21 protein-coding genes are annotated in these 18108 nt (G+C 32.4%); 4 read left to right on the forward strand and 17 right to left on the reverse strand.

Translation table 11 applies throughout. The features are described from left to right. Positions 1-172: 172 nt before the first annotated feature. The 10 genes from BCR25_RS05720 to BCR25_RS20100 all read right to left on the reverse strand — a co-directional run bounded on the left by BCR25_RS05720 (position 173) and on the right by BCR25_RS20100 (position 8465). Positions 173-382, reverse strand: a complete 210-nt coding sequence (locus tag BCR25_RS05720; protein ID WP_069662654.1) for a helix-turn-helix domain-containing protein — start codon at positions 380-382, stop codon at positions 173-175. Beyond that, positions 382-789: a sigma factor-like helix-turn-helix DNA-binding protein gene (locus BCR25_RS05725; protein WP_069662655.1), complete on the reverse strand. Its 408-nt coding sequence runs from the start codon at positions 787-789 to the stop codon at positions 382-384. The genes BCR25_RS05720 and BCR25_RS05725 overlap by 1 nt, the downstream gene beginning before the upstream one ends. Positions 790-801: 12 nt before the next feature. Beyond that, on the reverse strand, positions 802-1254 hold the full coding sequence (locus tag BCR25_RS05730) for a hypothetical protein (RefSeq protein WP_069662656.1): 453 nt from the start codon (positions 1252-1254) through the stop codon (positions 802-804). A 276-nt stretch (positions 1255-1530) separates the two neighbouring features. Then, positions 1531-2253 carry an ABC transporter permease gene (locus tag BCR25_RS05735; protein ID WP_069662657.1) on the reverse strand — a complete coding sequence of 241 codons (723 nt, stop codon included), beginning with the start codon at positions 2251-2253 and terminating at the stop codon, positions 1531-1533. Further along, complete coding sequence (locus BCR25_RS05740; protein ID WP_069662658.1) at positions 2253-3038, reverse strand: ABC transporter permease; 786 nt, start codon at positions 3036-3038, stop codon at positions 2253-2255. The genes BCR25_RS05735 and BCR25_RS05740 overlap by 1 nt, the downstream gene beginning before the upstream one ends. Positions 3039-3040: 2 nt before the next feature. Next, positions 3041-3751: an ABC transporter ATP-binding protein gene (locus BCR25_RS05745; RefSeq protein ID WP_069662677.1), complete on the reverse strand. Its 711-nt coding sequence runs from the start codon at positions 3749-3751 to the stop codon at positions 3041-3043. Between the two features lie 59 nt (positions 3752-3810). Beyond that, complete coding sequence (locus tag BCR25_RS05750) at positions 3811-6102, reverse strand: lasso peptide biosynthesis B2 protein (protein ID WP_069662659.1); 2292 nt, start codon at positions 6100-6102, stop codon at positions 3811-3813. After that, the gene (locus tag BCR25_RS05755; protein ID WP_069662660.1) at positions 6102-6353 is read right to left on the reverse strand and encodes a PqqD family protein; all 252 of its coding nucleotides are present in this window, start codon (positions 6351-6353) and stop codon (positions 6102-6104) included. The genes BCR25_RS05750 and BCR25_RS05755 overlap by 1 nt, the downstream gene beginning before the upstream one ends. A 56-nt stretch (positions 6354-6409) precedes the next feature. Beyond that, on the reverse strand, positions 6410-8113 hold the full coding sequence (locus BCR25_RS05760; RefSeq protein ID WP_245792285.1) for an asparagine synthase-related protein: 1704 nt from the start codon (positions 8111-8113) through the stop codon (positions 6410-6412). A gap of 214 nt (positions 8114-8327) precedes the next feature. Next, positions 8328-8465 carry a lasso RiPP family leader peptide-containing protein gene (locus BCR25_RS20100; protein ID WP_139124530.1) on the reverse strand — a complete coding sequence of 46 codons (138 nt, stop codon included), beginning with the start codon at positions 8463-8465 and terminating at the stop codon, positions 8328-8330. 402 nt (positions 8466-8867) lie between these two features. On the opposite strand from BCR25_RS20100, the gene BCR25_RS05770 reads away from it, so the two are divergent. From BCR25_RS05770 to BCR25_RS05780, 3 genes are read left to right on the forward strand one after another with little or no spacing between them, the layout of a single operon-like run. Next, complete coding sequence (locus BCR25_RS05770; protein WP_069662662.1) at positions 8868-9722, forward strand: polyprenyl synthetase family protein; 855 nt, start codon at positions 8868-8870, stop codon at positions 9720-9722. A gap of 3 nt (positions 9723-9725) precedes the next feature. Beyond that, positions 9726-11735 carry a sensor histidine kinase gene (locus BCR25_RS05775; protein ID WP_069662663.1) on the forward strand — a complete coding sequence of 670 codons (2010 nt, stop codon included), beginning with the start codon at positions 9726-9728 and terminating at the stop codon, positions 11733-11735. After that, positions 11713-12306, forward strand: coding sequence for a response regulator transcription factor (locus BCR25_RS05780; protein ID WP_069662664.1), 594 nt, complete (start codon positions 11713-11715; stop codon positions 12304-12306). The genes BCR25_RS05775 and BCR25_RS05780 overlap by 23 nt, the downstream gene beginning before the upstream one ends. A gap of 623 nt (positions 12307-12929) precedes the next feature. Here the strand turns inward: BCR25_RS05780 and BCR25_RS05785 are convergent. From BCR25_RS05785 to BCR25_RS05810, 7 genes are all read right to left on the reverse strand, one after another. After that, positions 12930-13250, reverse strand: a complete 321-nt coding sequence (locus BCR25_RS05785) for a DUF5963 family protein (RefSeq protein WP_069662679.1) — start codon at positions 13248-13250, stop codon at positions 12930-12932. Positions 13251-13275: 25 nt separating this feature from the next. Further along, the gene (locus BCR25_RS05790) at positions 13276-14019 is read right to left on the reverse strand and encodes an ABC transporter permease (RefSeq protein WP_069662665.1); all 744 of its coding nucleotides are present in this window, start codon (positions 14017-14019) and stop codon (positions 13276-13278) included. Next, on the reverse strand, positions 14019-14909 hold the full coding sequence (locus BCR25_RS05795; RefSeq protein ID WP_069662666.1) for an ATP-binding cassette domain-containing protein: 891 nt from the start codon (positions 14907-14909) through the stop codon (positions 14019-14021). The genes BCR25_RS05790 and BCR25_RS05795 overlap by 1 nt, the downstream gene beginning before the upstream one ends. Positions 14910-14962: 53 nt before the next feature. Beyond that, complete coding sequence (locus BCR25_RS20885; protein WP_245792287.1) at positions 14963-15091, reverse strand: listeriolysin S family TOMM bacteriocin; 129 nt, start codon at positions 15089-15091, stop codon at positions 14963-14965. A gap of 145 nt (positions 15092-15236) precedes the next feature. Continuing rightward, positions 15237-15893 (reverse strand): cell surface protein, encoded by a 657-nt coding sequence (locus tag BCR25_RS05800; protein WP_069662667.1) that lies wholly within the window; start codon positions 15891-15893, stop codon positions 15237-15239. A gap of 14 nt (positions 15894-15907) precedes the next feature. Further along, the gene (locus BCR25_RS05805) at positions 15908-16402 is read right to left on the reverse strand and encodes a matrixin family metalloprotease (protein WP_069662668.1); all 495 of its coding nucleotides are present in this window, start codon (positions 16400-16402) and stop codon (positions 15908-15910) included. Continuing rightward, a complete protein-coding gene (locus tag BCR25_RS05810) occupies positions 16399-16731 on the reverse strand; it encodes a hypothetical protein (protein WP_069662669.1) in 333 nt (110 codons plus the stop codon). The genes BCR25_RS05805 and BCR25_RS05810 overlap by 4 nt, the downstream gene beginning before the upstream one ends. Positions 16732-17645: 914 nt before the next feature. Here BCR25_RS05810 and BCR25_RS05820 point away from each other — a divergent pair. Next, positions 17646-18108, forward strand: a 463-nt coding sequence (locus BCR25_RS05820; protein WP_211272491.1) for an InlB B-repeat-containing protein, incomplete at its 3' end; no start/stop codon positions are given.

Consider the following 18108-nt stretch of genomic DNA (forward strand, 5'->3'; position numbering starts at 1 on the left):
TGCTAAGTCATGGCGAGAATAACAGACGGCTCTGATTAGGGTTAACGTTACTCAACAGAGTTATATTTAGTTTTCAATGTACGGTATATCTTGAAAAACTTTAGAAAAGTCTTTACACTATTAAGAACAAGAATTACAGAAGCATTTGAAACTGATTTACAAAAATATTTTTTTATTTTTGTAAATGGCTATCTAAATTGAATTTTTTGACTAGATGCATGAATTCAATCGATAATTCTTGATAACAATCTTCACTAATTAATCCACGATGAGGTTCGGAAAGATAAAAAATTTTACGTTCAAACTTCAGGTACAATAAGAGCATTGCTTCATTATCTCCATTTTGAGCGGATTTAATTAGTGGAACATAATCTTGTTTCATTAATTACGTTCCTCAAAATTAGGTTTATCAGAGAGTAGATTTTTTAATTTTTGAAGTGCCTGTCTTTTCTGCCGAGAAATGTATTGACTGCTTACTTTCAATTCTTGAGCAATTCGAGCATCGGTGCGATCTAGAAATAGCTTTTGCTTCAATATATATTGTTCGCGGTCTGTTAATTGATTGAAAGCTATTGCGATATCTAATTTTTGATGTATGAAATCATCGAGTAGAGAGTAGCTTCCTTTAGGTGTAATGGTATTTCCCATTTCTTCATGCTCTTCTATGGATTCGAAGATGGATCGTTCTTTGCTTTTTCCATACTTAGAATAAAAATTAATTTTTCGCCAGTGCAATGATTGGTTGATATAATGAATAAATTTACCTGTTATTTCTTCGTTAGATAGCATAAAATACTCCCTTCAATTTTTTAATCGATACTGCCAGTAACCACGGTGAGCTCGTTCAACAGGAATAGATGTACTTTCATTTATTCGTCGAAGGACATTATTTGTTAGATTAGTATAGGATATAGTGATTTCATATTCTGCATGTATTCGTTTAAAAAGTTGTTTATTACTCAGAGGGACTTCACTTTGTTTTAGAATAGAAGCAATGGTTCTTGCTATTCTATCGAAAGAAATATAGTGATTACTTTTATTTTGTTGATTATAAGCATCTTGTTGTTTTATTCTCTCTTTTTTTAATAGAGACAATTCAGGTGCAATAGCTATAGTAGAAGTATCACCTGTGGCAAAGTCGAGTTTTTCAAGCTTCTTTTTTAATAAATTGAACTGTTGATTTAACTCCTTTTTTTCCTGCATAATATCAGACATTAATTGATAGATAACTTCTTTTTCTTGAAAATCATTCATTTTTCTTCACCTCCTTATTAATAAGAACAAGAAGAATAGATGTTTTTGAAACCGACGAGGATGTAATTTTATAAGTATTGGATAAAATATAGTCTGTTAAAAAATTCTATTTTCAAAATATGATTAAAGTTTTTAGTATGTAGTGAAGAATAAAAAAACGTCTCTACGTTAAGACATAGAGACGGAATTATATGTTGGTGAATAATGGAAGCAGGTAATTGCACACAATTATTCATATTTTATAAAATTTAAGGTAGGAAAAGATGGATAATAAAGTTAGCGTACATCTCTATATTGAATTAACCAAAATGCAATCAAGAAGAGGACTAACGCCCAAATAAATTGAATGAGCAATCCCTCATAGCCACTTAACAAAGTTGGGACATCTGTTGTAAAAAAAAGATTCATAGTTGCTAAGTCGGGTAAGTATTTTGCTATTTTTGTAATAGACATCAATACTTGACTAAGACCTATAATAAGGGAAAACATAATAGAAATGGGTATGATTTGTGATTTGAAAATTATAGTTAGTGCAACAGTAATGCATGTGATAAAAGTCCAGCTTAGCATGGCGATAGTAACGTTACTCATAAATTTGAGGATTACATGCAATGTTAGAATGCTATCATATTGAATAGCACCGATACCTAAACAAATCAAACTAGATACTATACCTACAACCCATACAACAAATACTAGTAGAATCATTTTAGATAAAGTAAGCTTTGTCCTTGAAGGTACTGCTAATAAGGTTGTACGCAAATAGGAGTGTGAATATTCTTGTCCCCAAAAACTAGCAGAGACTATAACAAGCCCTATCTGACTTAAAAACAAATTTCGTAAACTAGCAGATAAAACTTCGTGAGTCATCAGAGATTGAGAATTACCAGAAAGAGATAGGATTAATGGTGCAATTAAAATGGAGAAAATTGTGCCCCAAATACACCAGTTAGATGAAAAAAATTTACTCCACTCACTTTTAAGAATATTTTTGACCATCAATATTCTCCCCCTACATCACTATGCACAAACGAGTATAGTGCTATCATCAGAGATACTATAATCCATAGAGAAATAATCAATACTCCCTTGATTGGATCATGTGGCATGCTTTTGACTGGAGTAGCAATAATTAAATTTCCTGCTGCTACAGGAAGATATTCTCCAAAAGTCCATTTTTCAGCAAGATAATTCCCAAGATTGTAGATTTGAGGAACTAAAAATACTAGCGGAATAATTGTATTTTTAAAAAGGATACCGATTGTAAATGACAAGACAGTTAGTAGTGTCCAAGTTAATACGGTATAACCTATAAACTGCCACGCAATTTTGCTCAAAATTATTGGATTTAGCCCAGCAGAACCTAATCCAACATGTGTAATGGCTATGGTTATGAACACAGAAGTAAAAGAGACTAGTATTGTAGAAAGTATAATAGATTTTAATTTAGCTAAGAATAGGCTTGCTCGGTTATTATTACATAGCATAGTAGTGCGTAAATTATGATTTCTATATTCACTAGCACCACAAATTCCTCCAAAAATTACTATTGGGAGAATTCCGAACATTGCGGCATCAAAACCAAAATAGTCTAATGGTGGTAGGGATTCTAATAGCTCTGGATGTGTCTCAGGTGTTGCATCTAAACCAATAGAAGCGATCTGAGAAGTTTCTAGTAGCCCAAGCAAGGGTTGAAGAATAATTACTAAGCTAAAAACTATCCACCAGCCTCGGCTAAAAATTAATTTGTAAAGCTCAGATTGAGTTGTTCGGATAAAGCTCATGATTAAATTCCTCCCTCAGTAAGCATGAAGAATACATCTTCTAAAGATTCAATATTTTGCATAACTGTATGGAGTTCACCAGAGGCAATAATTTGTCCATTATTAATGATAACAACATCATCTGCAACAGCTTCAATTTCAGAAAGATAATGAGAAGATAGTAGTACAGTTTTCCCTTCATTAGCTTGTTCACGAATAAAATTCCTAAACCATTTTATTCCCATTGGATCTAAACCGTTTGTAGGTTCATCGAGGACAAGAAATTGCGGATTACCCATTAATGATATGGCGATACCTAACCGCTGCCCTTCCCCTAAAGATAGAGTTCCGAGCTTCGAGTTAGTTTTGCTAGATAAGTTAACAATCTCTAGAACTTCTGAAATACGTTGATTTGGGATATTATTACTTTTCGCAATAATTTTCAGATGGCTCTTAATACTTCTAGATGGAGTGCCAGCAATTCCATCAAATGAAGAACCTACAAATTGCAGGGGAAAAGTGAAATGACGGTATTGTTCACTACCAAAAGTTGCTGTCCCAGATAAAGGTCGATCTAGACCAAGAAGTATTCTTAGAGTAGAACTTTTCCCAGCTCCATTAGGACCAAGAAAAGCTGTAATGCGTCCTGATTTTGCTTCAAAGGATATATTTTTCAATACATCTATTTTCTTATGTTGCTTGCATACATTTGCAATAACAATGTTTTTCTCTATATTTTTCAATTGTAGGACTCCTTATTATTAGTTTGTAGTTTCATTCTGTTTAGAGTATATTACATTTCTCTATCCACAAATTGTTCTTTTGCTAATTCTCGATAAAGTGGGACAGTATCAATCAATTCATTATGACTACCAGAACCAACAACTCTACCGTGTTCAAGGACATAAATAATATCAGAATCAATAACTGTAGATAATCTATGAGCTACTACAATAACAGTTTTTTTTCCTTTTAATTTATCTACTGCTTTTTTCATTCCCATTTCATTTAAACTATCAAGGTTAGATGTTAGCTCATCTAGTAATACAATTTCCGCAGATGACAATAGAGAACGCGCCATAGCTAAGCGTTGTCTTTCACCGCCAGAGAGGCTTGCTCCTGATTCCCCAACCTGCATATCAAGACCTTTAGAATCTCTAGAAAGTAAATGTTGAAGATTAACTTCCTCTAATACTTTAATACAATCAGAATCATTAACTTTGCGATTTCCTAATTGTAGATTGTCACGTAATGTTCCAGATATGACAGGAGAATCTTGTTCAACGTAGGTAATAAGCTTACGAAGTTCTTCTCGACTATAATTTCTATAGTCTTTTTCATGAACGAATATTTGCCCATCATCAGGATCATAGAATCTTTCTATTAATTGTAATATTGTGCTTTTTCCAGCACCAGAAGGTCCTACAATTGCTGTTCTTTTCCCTTTTTCAGCACGTAAAGTTATTTCTTTGAGAATCAAATTCTCTTCTTTTTCTGCAAGCTCGGAACCGAACTTTAGTTTATTATATCCAAAACTAATTTTTTTAAAATAAACTGATGTTCCTTGAGCCATTGGATTTGAGGTAAGAGGTGTTGCCGGTACGACATCATAATCATTTTCTAAAGCAATATCTAATAATTCTCGTATTCTAGAAAAAGCACCTAAAGATTCTCCTATCCCACCAAAAGCATTAAAAATTTGTCCTATTGGACCAATCATTGTGTAGAGTAAAAGAGCAAAAGCAATTAAGTCAGCTATGGACATTAATCCAATGGACACACGGTAGCCACCTACACCTAGAACAATTAAACCAGATAGTTGTAAAGTCATATTTGAAACTGGTGTCATGAATGCTTGGATTTTTGCTAGTCGTATGCCTATATTTTGCAGGCGTTCTGCCTGTAATTTGGATTTCAATTCTTCTTCATTTGTTGCGTTTGTTGCTCTAATAGTTCTAATTGCATGTAAATCACGCTCAATACTTCCACTTAATTTTCCAAGCTCTTTTTGAGCTGAAAAACTAGCTTTTTGTATAGCTTTACTCATAATAATAGTTCCAATAAATGATAAACAAACGCTTGAAAGAGCCATTATGAATAACAATGAATCCTTTAAAAACATTCCTATCGCGGCTCCAATGACAATTAGAAAACCACTACTAAGTGCAATAGTTACTTGTATGAGAGCCATCCTTAGTTTAGAAGAATCACCACTAACCCTGCTTAATAAATCACCTATGCTCTTAGTATCATACTCGCAGATGGGTAGTCTCAATAAATGGCTGATCAATGATTTACGTGCTTCAAAAACCACCCCTTCTCCGATTATCTGTAATAGATAATATTGTATAGCTGTTAAAATAGTTGATAATATCAATACTATAATAAGTAGTCCTAAGCTAGAGGTTATTTTAATACCTGTATCTGACTGATTAATCAAGTCCGCTACAAGATTAGGTTGAACAAGAGTTAAAATTGCGCTAATTATTCCTAAGATTCCAACAAAAATAAATTCCCAATTATGTCCTTTAGCTAATGCGAATAAAGAGCGGATATTTACTGATGGTGCTTGAGCTTCTTGAACAATTTTTTCAGAATCTTTTTGCTTGTTTTTTGAAGTTTCATGATTAAGTTTTTCCAAACGAGACTCCTCTCCAATGATATTTTGGGAATAATGTGGTACACATATAGCTTTAGAATATACTTGGACTTCTTCGGGTTCACCCACAGGATGTTCATTTATTTCTACCCATGCATGCGCTCTGAAGGGTTCTTGTGCATATCCTGTACACCAACTCACTGACCTTCGCTGTAGCCATATCATTAATACAACAGCAAGTGAGCGTCTAAGGCACCCTTCTTGACTTCTACATCTAGAACTTACAAGACATACCGCATTTCGAGCATTTTTCACCTCTTTTTCAGATGCCGTAGGATAGGTTTTCATTAGTCGTAGTAATATATTTTCTATTCTACTAGGAGACATCCAGTTAAGTGGAGCAGATAGTAATAAAGCGAGACGTGCAAGAAAAGTCTCTTTAAACGATGCTGGCTCAATTTCTTCGGGAAAAAGTTGAATATTCATTATGCTAGTTCCATCTCCTTTAGCAAATCGATAAATTCATTAACATCTGTTTTTGCCTGAGCATAATCTATCGAAAAAGTATTTTCCAATTTTTTCACAAGCTCATCCATAGTCATTCCTCTGCTTAGTCCTTCAAGCATAATAACTCCAGCTGCATTCACTTGAAAATAAATTCCTCTGCTTTTATCTAAAACCATAGCTCCGTCATCTTGATTAATAATTTTAAGTTCTCTTTTTACTTTTCTTACCATAAATATCACTCCTAACTGTATTGAAGCCTTTTTTTAATAAATAGCAATTACACTAGTTATTCGTTGGAAGTTTCAATTTTTTTCATTGCAACACGCAGCCATCTTTCGACAGCAGCAAGTCTTTCGAATGATTCAATTCTGCTATGCAAAGCAGTAGGCATTGATAACTCAGAAATTAATATATCAGCATCTACAATTCCCCATTCAACAAGTTTGAATTTTTTAATCTGTTGAGTATAGCCTTTAACGGCTTCTTTATAGCTTTTATACAATCCAGTAGAATAGTCACCTTTGAATCCACGTGTAAAAATATTCTTTGCAACAAGTCCCTTAGTGGCATTGTATAAAATAGGCTTTGTTAAATTGGGGTCTTGTTTGTACCGTGCAGGTATAGATAAAGAGTGATTAATAATTTCTATATCTAAGAAGGGAGCTTGCCAAGCTATACCATTTGTCTCATAAATTTTATTAAGTTGATTTACTAATCGGCGTTGAAAAAGTAAGGATTCAATTATTTGATGGCGAGAACGATCGATATCTAGAGCCCCCGTGGTGTCATGTAGGGCATTTGTTAGTACCTTATAACTTGATTTACGATATGGCTCAGTAAGCCAATTAGGGATAATAATAGGCCCGCACCAATTGAGTGTCGAGTCTGTAATAGATGTGTTATCATAGCCGAAGGCTCTGTCAATTTCTAATTGAAGAGCGTCTTTAAAAGAAACATTATTTATCAGCTCTGAAATGCCAATTGATATTGGAGTTCGGCTGAGTAAACAATATCGCAGTCCTAAATCTACACTGCGGAGTTTATTTTGGCGAACAAGAGACCATGCATTTGAAGGCATGGGTGTAAATAATTCATCTCCCCCAAGTCCCGTAAAATGAGTAGTATGAGCTGGCTTTTCTGCTGATTCTGCTATGGATTCAACGTAGCCTTCTGTATCCGCCCAAAGTAATGGAGAGTCTGGTAGCGTTGAATTCGAGTACTCTATATCAATTTTAAAATTTTTCCCACTACTTCCTAAGGAAGGGAAAGAAGTAAAACTTGTATTAAGATCATTTGATATTAACTTTGCCCATTTTGAATCACTGTTCCATTTACTATCAGCTTCTGCATGATACAATTTTATGTCAGCGTGCAGTGCTTTTAGAATATAGATAATGGTTGCTGAGTCTATACCACCAGAAAGATCAGCAGATAATTCTGAGTAATCAACAATATTTTGGCTGAGTATTTTCAAAAGGCGTTCTCTTATTTTTAGATAAATAGGTTCAACTTCCTTTACCAAAGCTGGCGGACTCCATACTTGAATAGCTTCTAGCTTTTTATCAGCGCTATATTTTAAGATATGAAAGGGTTGAATAGTATTCACATTCTCCCATAAGGAAAGTGTTTGAAATGGATAATAAGGTAAACTATGAATCAAATTTAAAGCAAGAGCTGTTTTAGATATAGGCAAATCGAGGAATAACGCGAGATCTGTAGAAGAATCACTAACAATTAACTCCTCGTCATTTGAAATAATCCATGAAAGGGATGTATCGAACAATGGACCTCCAATGAACAAACTTTCTTCTGCCACTAAAACAAAAATTCCTAGGCTGATATTTTCTTGTAGTTCAACTATCATTTCTGAGGTTTCAAGAAGCTCAAACTTTCTTTCAGTACAGAAATTTTTTGAAAACTCTGTAGTAACACAATAAATTTCAAAATCATTTCCTGCATGTTTAACGTATTCATAGTGAGAAAGAAGCATCAGACTCTCAAATTTAGTATTAATTCTTTTTTGAAAGATAGTCTCTTTCCCTACATGTAGAAATTCGGGCTCATTTTTAATGATAAAGGCACCCCCTTATTATTTTTTTTGTATAAAAATTAGAAAGGTTAGGTAAAGAAGATGATGTATAAAAAAGTCACCGAATTAGCAAATTCGGTGACCGCTCTTGGCATTGTTTTGTAATTACTTATTTTTAATAAAAAATTACAATTTGGAAAAGAGCTCGTCCACCAAATACATCTCTAAATTTACCAGTCCAAAGACCACGCGTAGACTCTTTAAAACTTGCAACTTTTTCAATAGATGGTTTACTGTAATTTTTAGTTTCCATATAGTAGCACCTCCTTTTTATCATTATTTATACTAAATTTTCAGTTGAAAAACTTGAAAATTAGTCACTTGGGCCATTTACTACCTAAAGGCAAGGTGTTTGAGAAATCTAAGGATGAAGAATTACTTTGAACCTTTTCGATTGGAAGAAGTGGTATGTCTAAATTAGTGTATAACTTTTGTACAAAGTTGTTAGAATTCTCACATACATGTAAATTATCCTTCTGGAATGATTCCCATGATAATTGTTTGTCCATAACGAGTTCTCCTTATCTGTGATTTATTGGGTTAAGTATACAATAAGGAAACTATATTGTTATGAGTACATTGTGCAAATGAATTAAAAATAGTATGATGAAATTACAGACTATAATAAATATTTCACAAATAAGGAGTAGTAGGTATGAAATTGATACATGCTGTTTGCTCAAAAATAAAAATGAATCAAACAATAGAGAAGTATAACCGTATCTACTCAATCAATATTCTTGAAACAATGAACTTTGATAAAAGTTTTAGATGGAGTGAGTATTATTGGTATATATCTAAGTTATCTAATACACTAAACTATAATAGTTTTGATGTAATGTATAGTGTAGAATTAATTGGGATAGCAGCTAGAGTGATGGATGATTTATTGGATAATGATACAGAACTAGCCAACAAAATTTGTTCGGAGCATCTTTCTTTATTATCTACAGAATTATTAGTGGAAAGCTTAGAATTAATTGGTGGGCATAAGAACTTTGACTATAACCTTTTAAGAGAGGCTTTAAATGCTGAGTTTTTGGACTATTCTACGGTGGTAGACACAAGTAAATCTATTGATTTTTACTTCCAAAATATCGTACAAAAATCAACTGCAATTTTCCGGCTTATAACTAAGTTGGGAAGTAACAACAATGATTCTCTTGATAAGTTTGCCAATCATTATGGTACATTGCTTCAAATTGAAAATGATATTATTGGGATTCTAAAATCTCCATCTACAGACATATCTGAATTGAAGAGTACATTGCCTTTAATCGCAAGTATAAGTACGCTTAATAGTAGCAATAATAAAAGTTTATTATTGCTGCTTAATAATCCTGAAACCTCAATACAAACTATACAAGGTAAAATAATTGAAACGGGTGCTATAGATTTTTGTAAAGAGTTAGTGCTTTCTGAAAAAATGAAGGCTTTGACTCTGTTAGAAGAATTAGAGTGTACAAATGATATGTTGGAATTTAAAAACTACTTGGAATTGGAGACCTGAATCATGAAACAAAAGCTCATCTATCTCATTTTTTCATTCCTATTATTGCTATCGTCTTTATTTGCGATGCATCATTATCGTTCCTATAATAATGAACATGCACCAATTATAGTCCCAATTATTATTTTTTTATCAATATTCTGTATGATTATCATGCATGTATCAAAAGATGAGAACAATGCTAGATTGTTCACAGGTATTATTTCTCTTATCTTAATTTATTTACTCCTTGATTTATTCCCATTTGCATATTTGGATGTTATTTCATTTGTCATTATTTCATTCCTATCCTATTTCATATATAAGTTTTTTGTCACGTTTAACTCTATTCCTAATTCTCCCATTCTGAAACTGATAGCATCGGGTTTGTTTTCTTATTCCTTAATTACTGTTGCATTATTATTAATAAATTTTGAACAATTCTATCCTCTTATCCTTATAGAAATTCTATTAAGTATACTTGGTTGTACTATCTTATATTGGAAGGAGAAAGATAGGTTAAGTACCAGTACTAGAAAAGAACAAACTTTTATGACGAAATCTTTGATTATAGCACTTAGCCCATTTATCCTCTCCTATTCGCTTTTAAATAATATTATGCCAAGCTTTCTTAAATTTTACTCTCTCTTCTTTATTTTATTAATACCTGTAACAGTAGGGATTATCTTGATAAAGCGCAATGCTATTCGATTAAATAAATCAATTATAATAGCTAATCTTGCTACTCACTTATTTTGCGTAATCCTATTTTTCATTCTATGTAATTATTTTTTTCATGTGTCTATATTTGTCCTGTATTTTATCATTGTGTCCTATTTCATAATTTTATATATTTTTCATCTGAAAAATGAGTATCTAAATAATCTTGAAATAATGAAAGTTAAGCAAGCAAAAAAAGATTACCAGAAAGAAAAGATGGAGCTTACTCAAACAATCACTAAAGAAAAGACGTTATCTTCTATTAGCTCTTTAATTAGTAAACTTTTAATACAAAATTATGGGATTAAGAGTTATTTAGTTGTTTGGAAAGATAAATATAATCCGTATATTATATCAAGTAGAGGAGACTTTTTAGGGATTACATTAACAAGTAAAATTATTGAGGAAATTAAAGTTGATTCTAGAGAATTTCAATATCAGCATAATCAGTTTGATAAATTTGCTTTTTATAAAAGGAATCAAGTGATTGGTTGGTTAGTAGTTAGTAAAGAACATTTCTCTAGGCTGACTGTAGATGAGTATGAATCAATAAATGAGTTAGTGAGTGTTATCGGTGAAATAATTCTTGAAAATGAAAAAATGTATGATATTAAACAAGAGGCAAGGAAAATAGAAAGTTTATCTTATGATGAATACGTGAATTATGAGTATTTAAATAGAGTACAAAATTTCCATAAAGATTTTTCTTTCTTTATACATGATAATGTTTTACAAAATATTTTAGCTCTAAAAAATTTGACAGAATCACTCCAAACGGAACAGATCGAAATAAAAAATTTGATATTAGAAACATTCGAAAATTTAAATAAGGTTTTCAGAGATAAGATATTCGAATTATATCCGTCAACAATTGAAAAAGTCCCTTTATCGCAAAGTATTCGGACTCTGTGTGATAAATTGAATTATGAACAAGACTCAGTTTTTATTCGTCTTTATTGCCCTAACGAGACTTGCTTGAAGAAAGAAGAAAGATTTCATGTTTATAGGATTATACAAGAATTAATAGTTAATGCACTGAAACATTCTCAAGCAACAGAAATTATTGTTGCACTTATTCAAAATGAGACTTATTTTCAAAGTAGTATCGAAGATAATGGAGTAGGATTTGACTATAGTAAAATAAAACTAAGAGAATTTGAGAATAAACATTTTGGTATATTATCCATCAACCAAGAGGTTAATTCCCTAAATGGAAAAATGAAAATTGTCCCTGTGGAACCAAGTGGAACTAAATTTATTATAACGCTACCTATCGCAAAGGAGAATAATAATGAAAGTATACTTACTAGATGATCATTCACTTTTTTCAAAGAGTCTCGAAATTGCATTTCAATCAAAAAGTATTTCAATTAGTAGTTTTATAGAGCCGAGCAGTTTATTTTCCAGAATGGAGAACGTACGACCAGACATAGTTGTATTAGATATTCATATTGGGGAGTTTAATGGATTTGATATTTCTAAAGAAGTACTCGAAAAATTCCCAAGCCAAAAAATAGTATTTTTATCCGGGTTTGATTTGATTGAATATAAAAATGAAGCGATAAAATCTGGAGCATGGGCGATACTAAATAAGAATTTAACGATTGAGGATTTGCATGATAATCTGATTAAAGTATACAGTGGAACGAATTTGCTACCTAAAAGTCTTAATTCGATAGACTTGCTTACTGAAAGAGAAAAGGAGATCTTAAAACTAGCAGCTGAAGGAATCACGCAACAAAAAATAGCTGATTGCCTTCATATCAGCAGAAGGACTGTAAATAATCATCTTTTATCTGTTTACGATAAATTAGATGTGAATTCAACTGTTTCTGCTATTATCCAAGCTATTGAATTAGGAATTATTAGGGTGAAGGGATATTAAATTCAAGATTTGATAAATTACTAATTAGGCTTGAGAGATGGAGTTGACCAGATTAGTTATATTACAGGTCTTCCACAGATATTGTTTCATCAGGATTTTCTGAGATAAGTAAGTGATAAGACATCATTTATATTGATATGGATGATAGTGGTAAGGGTACTTTGAAGAGGTTTAAGAAAAAAGTATTTTGATTGGTAAAAAAAGGATTATCCATACAAATAGTGAAGATTTAAATTGGCAATAAGATAGTATGCTTCAAGCTTGTAATTCGAGGACACTTCCCACTCTGTTTCAAGCATGTTGAGTATAAAAGAAAATGCAGTAAAATAATAGATATTTTTAAAACCGATAGATGGAGTGCCAGTAATTCCATCAAATGAACAACCTACAAATTCCAGGGGCAAAGTGAAATGACCATATTGTTCACTACCAAAAGTTACTGTCCCAAATAAAGGTCGATATAGACCAAGAAGTATTCTTAGAGTAGAACTCTTCACAGCTCCATTAGGACCCGAAAAAAGCTGTAATACGTCCTGATTTTGCCTCAAAGGATATATTTTTTAATACATCTATTTTCTTATGTTGCTTGCAAATGTATGCAAGCAACAATGTTTTTCTCAAAATCAATCATTTGTTATCCCTCTTCCCTTTCTGTTTTTCAAAGCTATAACAATTTCGGTTGCGGTGGCTAGAATCATTGAAAATATAATCCCGATAAACATCATATTACTATTATTTGGCGTTCCTTTAAATTCGTTCCCCACTTTTTGAATATCAAAAATAGTAAAACCCAAAATATTTACACTATATTCAGTTAAAGAAGAACTTTTAACATAAGTATATCCAGTGCGAATTGCCATAAAGCAAACAAAAACTCCTAAAATAATTCCTAAAAAAATAGATACGATAACACGAGTCGTTGAATTGTTAAACTTCTTTTTCATTAGTATAGCCCAACCCTTCCCCAATTTAATTTTTCTTCTTTTGTGTTACAACAAAAATAGCAATTAGGATACATGCTAAGCCTATTCCTAAAATAGTATTCAACACTAAAAAATCTTGAATAAACACTTTTTTTTCAGCCCAAACATCAAAAAAATCATTCATAACATATTTCATTGGGATAAATCTTCCAATTGATTGAAAAGACGTCGGAAGATCTGAAAACGATGAAAATGCACCTGTGAAAATATAAGAACTAAATAACAAGACCATCCCAATCGGCATCAATATCCTCGTATTTTTTACTAGCAATGCAATTATTGCCCCAAAAATAAGTAAAACAAAGTTACAGTATAAGCATTGTACGATATACGACAAGAAATAACCGATGCTTGGAATATGCAGTCCATACATGAAAAAACCAAATAAAATATTGACGATAACACTCAACAAGGTTAATAGCGCGTAGGAGAAAACATCTGAAACAATCATATTGTGTGTGCTTAGTCCAAAATACTCCAGACGTTTATAACTTTGATTTTGAATACTCTCACCTAACCATATAGGAAAACTAATCAAGGAAATTGGCATCATTCCCATACCTGTACTAATTAAAAAATATTTGTCTACAAAATGAAACCCGTTACCTATATCAACATTTCCATATGATGTAACCATCGCAAACATCATAATTAAGGGAAACAATAATGAAAAAAAGATGGATACTGGAATACGAAATTGTAACTTAATACTCGTCCCTAAATACCTCATTATTTTCTCACCTCCGTAATTAATTTGCTTGTAGTTTCAGTCATTGAAAAGGCGACTAAATAGGTTGTGTATATACTTTGTTTAATGACAGTATAATTTATACTGTTCTCTTCAAAAGCTTTTTCCATGTCTATTTGAAGTTCAGGACTTGAACAAATAAATGCTTCACCATCTCCGGTATCAGTGTGATCTACATTCTTAATAGTAGTTTCTTTCAATTTTGAAAAATCATTATAATCAATTTTTACAATAGAATAATGTGTGAACTTTGAGAAAAAATCTACAACTGATCCAAAAAAAATTAATTGTCCTTGTTTTAGCATAAGAATTTTTGTCGCCCAATTTTCAATTTCGTCAAAATAATGTGTTACATTTATAACCGTTTGATTTATTACTTTTCTCTTCATCATAGCTAGTAAAGAAAGTCTTTTTTTATAATCTAAACCTGATGTAAGCTCATCAAAAAAATAGATTGATTTGTTGCTTTCCAACACGAGGCTTAGTGTCAGTCGTTGTCTTTCTCCACCAGAAAGATCTTTAATATACTTTTTCTTTAAGTCTTCCAACTCGCAGTTTTCTAAAAAATGAGATAATTCTTCTTTTTTCAAAGATAGAACAAGCTTTATTAGTTCATTAACTTTTAGCAAATCATTATACGAGTTTTCTTGAAAAACAATTCCACAACTTAGTTTGTCAAAGTTCTTTACTATTTTCCCCTCAAAATTTATTTCTCCTAAAATAGCATTGATTAACGTTGTTTTTCCAGCACCGTTTTCCCCTAAAACTGCTACTTTATCTTTAGGTAGAATTATTATTTCTTGATCTATATCCAATATTACTTTGTTGCTCTTTTCTATTTTTAATTTGTTTAGCGTTAAAATGGAATCCATTTGTATACACCACCTATTAAAAAGGGGGATGAATCCCCTTTCATTTTTTTGCCTTACTCTTTTGTTTCAGTAGCAGTTGAAGCAGAACACGTACATGTACATGTTGAACATGAGCATGTACAACATCCAGCAGCATAATTCATGGCTTCAGCACGAACACCTGTGTTACTATAACCATTCATTGATTAAGACTTGATATTCATATATACACCTCCTCGTATATTATATTAGCATTAGGTCATTTAAACAAGTGACCAATATTCAAACCACATTGTGGCTTAGAATTGTATTAAGCAGATAGAGGTCAGCCGTCACCTCCCTAAAGTTTTAATCTTCCTTATTAGAATCAAAAACAGAGTCCAGATTATCTGTTTCAGTTGAAATTTGATTGTTTACTGCGTCTTCATATTTTTGGACTTCTTCTGTTTCAGCCAGTTCTTTTGGAGTATCAATATTTTTTGTCTGTTTATCAAAAGAAACGGTTGAATTGGCTCCGGATACAAGCAAAGAACCATCGTCTTGGGTATAAGCAGTAAAAATATAAACTTTTCCTGCTTCCGGCAATAGGTCATCTTCAAATATATCGTAGGCAGAACCATCTTCTCGAATACCACCCTGTTTTGCTAACGTAATTTCTTTAGAGGTTACTAGCTTGTTTTTCAGATTAGTAATGACTTCAATCTTATAATTTGTAAAAGCTTCTCCTAGGTACTTAATCGAGCCGTCTTCTTGTTCTAAAGGAGTTTTATTTTTATACGTTGTTCCTGTATTATCTATCACTTTACCAACAAAAACATAATCAGAACCACCGACTACCTCATTAGGATTATTAACATCTAAAGTGTAATCTGCATGAATTGCATATATCGGAACTTCTGTTCCCTTCGCTTTATTTTTATCAAAGTATGTATTCACTATTAAAAAACAAACAATACAAAAAATATTAGCTACTAAAATGATTATTCCAACGTTTGTTTTATTCATATATTGTACTCCTTTTAATATTTTTTATATGCAGCATCATAGGATTTTTTATCATTTGTTGAAAGTGTAGTTTTCGAAGTACTATACATATACATTACATCTGATGAAGCATTATGAGCAAGTCGTAAACAATGACCTAATTCATGAGTTGCTACATTTTGTTTTCCAGCTTTATCTTTTTTATCCATATTTTTTTTATTAAAAATAATTTTACCGTTACTATATGTTGTTGCATTTACATTATTATTAGCAGATGTATCGCTACAGTACACATCTTCAATGATATATGTTGAATCTGGTCTTATAACCCCTTTTTTATAACTATTCCATGTGCCAGCGCCTGACTTAATGTATGACATATATTTAGAGTTTCCATCATAGTCCATATGTTTTCCAGAATCAACTAAATCCCAAGTGTTAATTTTAGCTGCAGCATCTACTCTTATTCCTGGTATCGCTATCGTATATAGACAAATACCGATTAATAAAAACAAATAAGTTCTTTTCAATTTTTATCCCCCTTTTTTTTGTAAAGTTTTTTGGCAAAGAAAAAAACGATACTTACTACTACAAGTATCAAAGAAAAGCTTCCGAACAAATTAACCCATTTGATACTTATTCCTTCATTTCCTGTAAAAAAAGTTTCAACAAAACTATTTCCCTTATCTGTCACGCTAGTTACATTCAACCATTTTAAAGGCCATCCATATAAATATTCATAAAAACTTACCTTATCGCCATCCGCTATTCCAAATGTTGGCGGTATTATAAATAAAGTAGCGATTAATAAGATAGATGATACAAACACTCGATTAACTATTACTTGTACTTTTTTCATCTTATTCCTCCTTTAATATTCTCATAGATACATATTATCATAAAAATATATTAAAAAATGAATGTGAACAAAAATTCACAATATATAAATAACTCGTGAATTAACTTGCAAATAAGAGTCACTCATCTATTATTTCTTCACATATTTTGTTGAATTCGGACTATATCCAATGACACTATTTGGTAATCTGAATTCAAGCTAACGATTTTTAGCTTTTTATTATACGGGCTGAATCACCTTTTTCTTTTCTGTGCAACCGAACTATCACATTTTTTTGTATCCTAGAGAACTGCCTGATTTTACTATAAGTTATATATATATATACCGATGTGATGTTTAATCGAAAGATAGGAGTATATATAAGGAGAACCATTTGGATATCTACGCATATATCGTTTTTATGAAAAAAAGATATATAATTAAAAAGATAAGGTATGATAAATAGAAGAAGGAGAAAGCTATGAAAGGACGTATTATATTAGGTTTATTATTGGTTTGTTTATTAATTTTTGGATTTACTCGTACAAAGAATACTAGGGAAGTATTTGCGAACGAAAATGGTACATTAACGAGCACAACTCTATTGGACAAAAATCAATACCAGTATCCGCTAACCCCCACTCCAAAGTATATCACGAGGGATCAATACATCGAGGATAGCGGGGGAGTCCCGGACGACAGGTACGGCAATTATGGTTTTAGAATGCCATGGAGAGCGTTCAATTTCACTCCAACTGGATTTGACTTCGAGTTCGACTTCAGAACTGCCCCATTATAGACCGTGGACGGTCTATCCTGGTGACGGAGTTACATATTGGAAAAGAACACTTGTACAACTGGAGGTAACCCCTCCGATATATACAAATGGATGGGACAATCTCGAGAGGATAACAGGACACGTAGAAATGCCATTAATGAAAAAATATCCACATTCGTTAGCACATGTGAAACAGAACAGTGCCTCAAAATGGCAGTTCATAGAATTCGCACGTTGGGCATATCCCATCACATGGAATGGCAACGGCGCAAATGGAGGACACATACCGCCAAACGGGACAGTCATAGAAGGAGATCAAATCTATATAGCCGGTTCCCCAACAAGAACAGGGCATAGATTTGAAGGATGGTTTAATACGACATCCCAGAGCGGTGGACATGAATATACAACCGGAGCTTACATGCCACCAGGAAACCTAACGCTGTACGCAAGATGGACGAGAAACAACTACACGCAATCGTTCAACGGAAATGGACACACCGGAGGAACGATACCAGGAACCAGAACAGTAGCATACGATGCCACAAGTACGGTCCCGGCGGGACCAACCCGAACGGGATACACATTTGTTGGCTGGTTCGGTGGAGCGAATGGCGCAT

The sequence above is a fragment of the Enterococcus termitis genome (assembly GCF_001730305.1).
Lineage (GTDB): Bacteria > Bacillota > Bacilli > Lactobacillales > Enterococcaceae > Enterococcus_L > Enterococcus_L termitis.

Coding starts and splice junctions, on each gene's coding strand:
- BCR25_RS05795 (WP_069662666.1), bottom strand. CDS start 14,909: ATGGATTCCATTTTAACGCTAAACAAATTAAAAATAGAAAAGAGCAAC.
- BCR25_RS05735 (WP_069662657.1), bottom strand. CDS start 2,253: ATGGTCAAAAATATTCTTAAAAGTGAGTGGAGTAAATTTTTTTCATCT.
- BCR25_RS20100 (WP_139124530.1), bottom strand. CDS start 8,465: ATGGAAACTAAAAATTACAGTAAACCATCTATTGAAAAAGTTGCAAGT.
- BCR25_RS05800 (WP_069662667.1), bottom strand. CDS start 15,893: ATGAATAAAACAAACGTTGGAATAATCATTTTAGTAGCTAATATTTTT.
- BCR25_RS05770 (WP_069662662.1), top strand. CDS start 8,868: ATGAAATTGATACATGCTGTTTGCTCAAAAATAAAAATGAATCAAACA.
- BCR25_RS05720 (WP_069662654.1), bottom strand. CDS start 382: ATGAAACAAGATTATGTTCCACTAATTAAATCCGCTCAAAATGGAGAT.
- BCR25_RS05750 (WP_069662659.1), bottom strand. CDS start 6,102: ATGAATATTCAACTTTTTCCCGAAGAAATTGAGCCAGCATCGTTTAAA.
- BCR25_RS05755 (WP_069662660.1), bottom strand. CDS start 6,353: ATGGTAAGAAAAGTAAAAAGAGAACTTAAAATTATTAATCAAGATGAC.
- BCR25_RS05740 (WP_069662658.1), bottom strand. CDS start 3,038: ATGAGCTTTATCCGAACAACTCAATCTGAGCTTTACAAATTAATTTTT.
- BCR25_RS05775 (WP_069662663.1), top strand. CDS start 9,726: ATGAAACAAAAGCTCATCTATCTCATTTTTTCATTCCTATTATTGCTA.
- BCR25_RS05730 (WP_069662656.1), bottom strand. CDS start 1,254: ATGAATGATTTTCAAGAAAAAGAAGTTATCTATCAATTAATGTCTGAT.
- BCR25_RS05760 (WP_245792285.1), bottom strand. CDS start 8,113: ATGCTTCTTTCTCACTATGAATACGTTAAACATGCAGGAAATGATTTT.
- BCR25_RS05780 (WP_069662664.1), top strand. CDS start 11,713: ATGAAAGTATACTTACTAGATGATCATTCACTTTTTTCAAAGAGTCTC.
- BCR25_RS05810 (WP_069662669.1), bottom strand. CDS start 16,731: ATGAAAAAAGTACAAGTAATAGTTAATCGAGTGTTTGTATCATCTATC.
- BCR25_RS05790 (WP_069662665.1), bottom strand. CDS start 14,019: ATGAGGTATTTAGGGACGAGTATTAAGTTACAATTTCGTATTCCAGTA.
- BCR25_RS05725 (WP_069662655.1), bottom strand. CDS start 789: ATGCTATCTAACGAAGAAATAACAGGTAAATTTATTCATTATATCAAC.
- BCR25_RS20885 (WP_245792287.1), bottom strand. CDS start 15,091: ATGAATGGTTATAGTAACACAGGTGTTCGTGCTGAAGCCATGAATTAT.
- BCR25_RS05785 (WP_069662679.1), bottom strand. CDS start 13,250: ATGAAAAAGAAGTTTAACAATTCAACGACTCGTGTTATCGTATCTATT.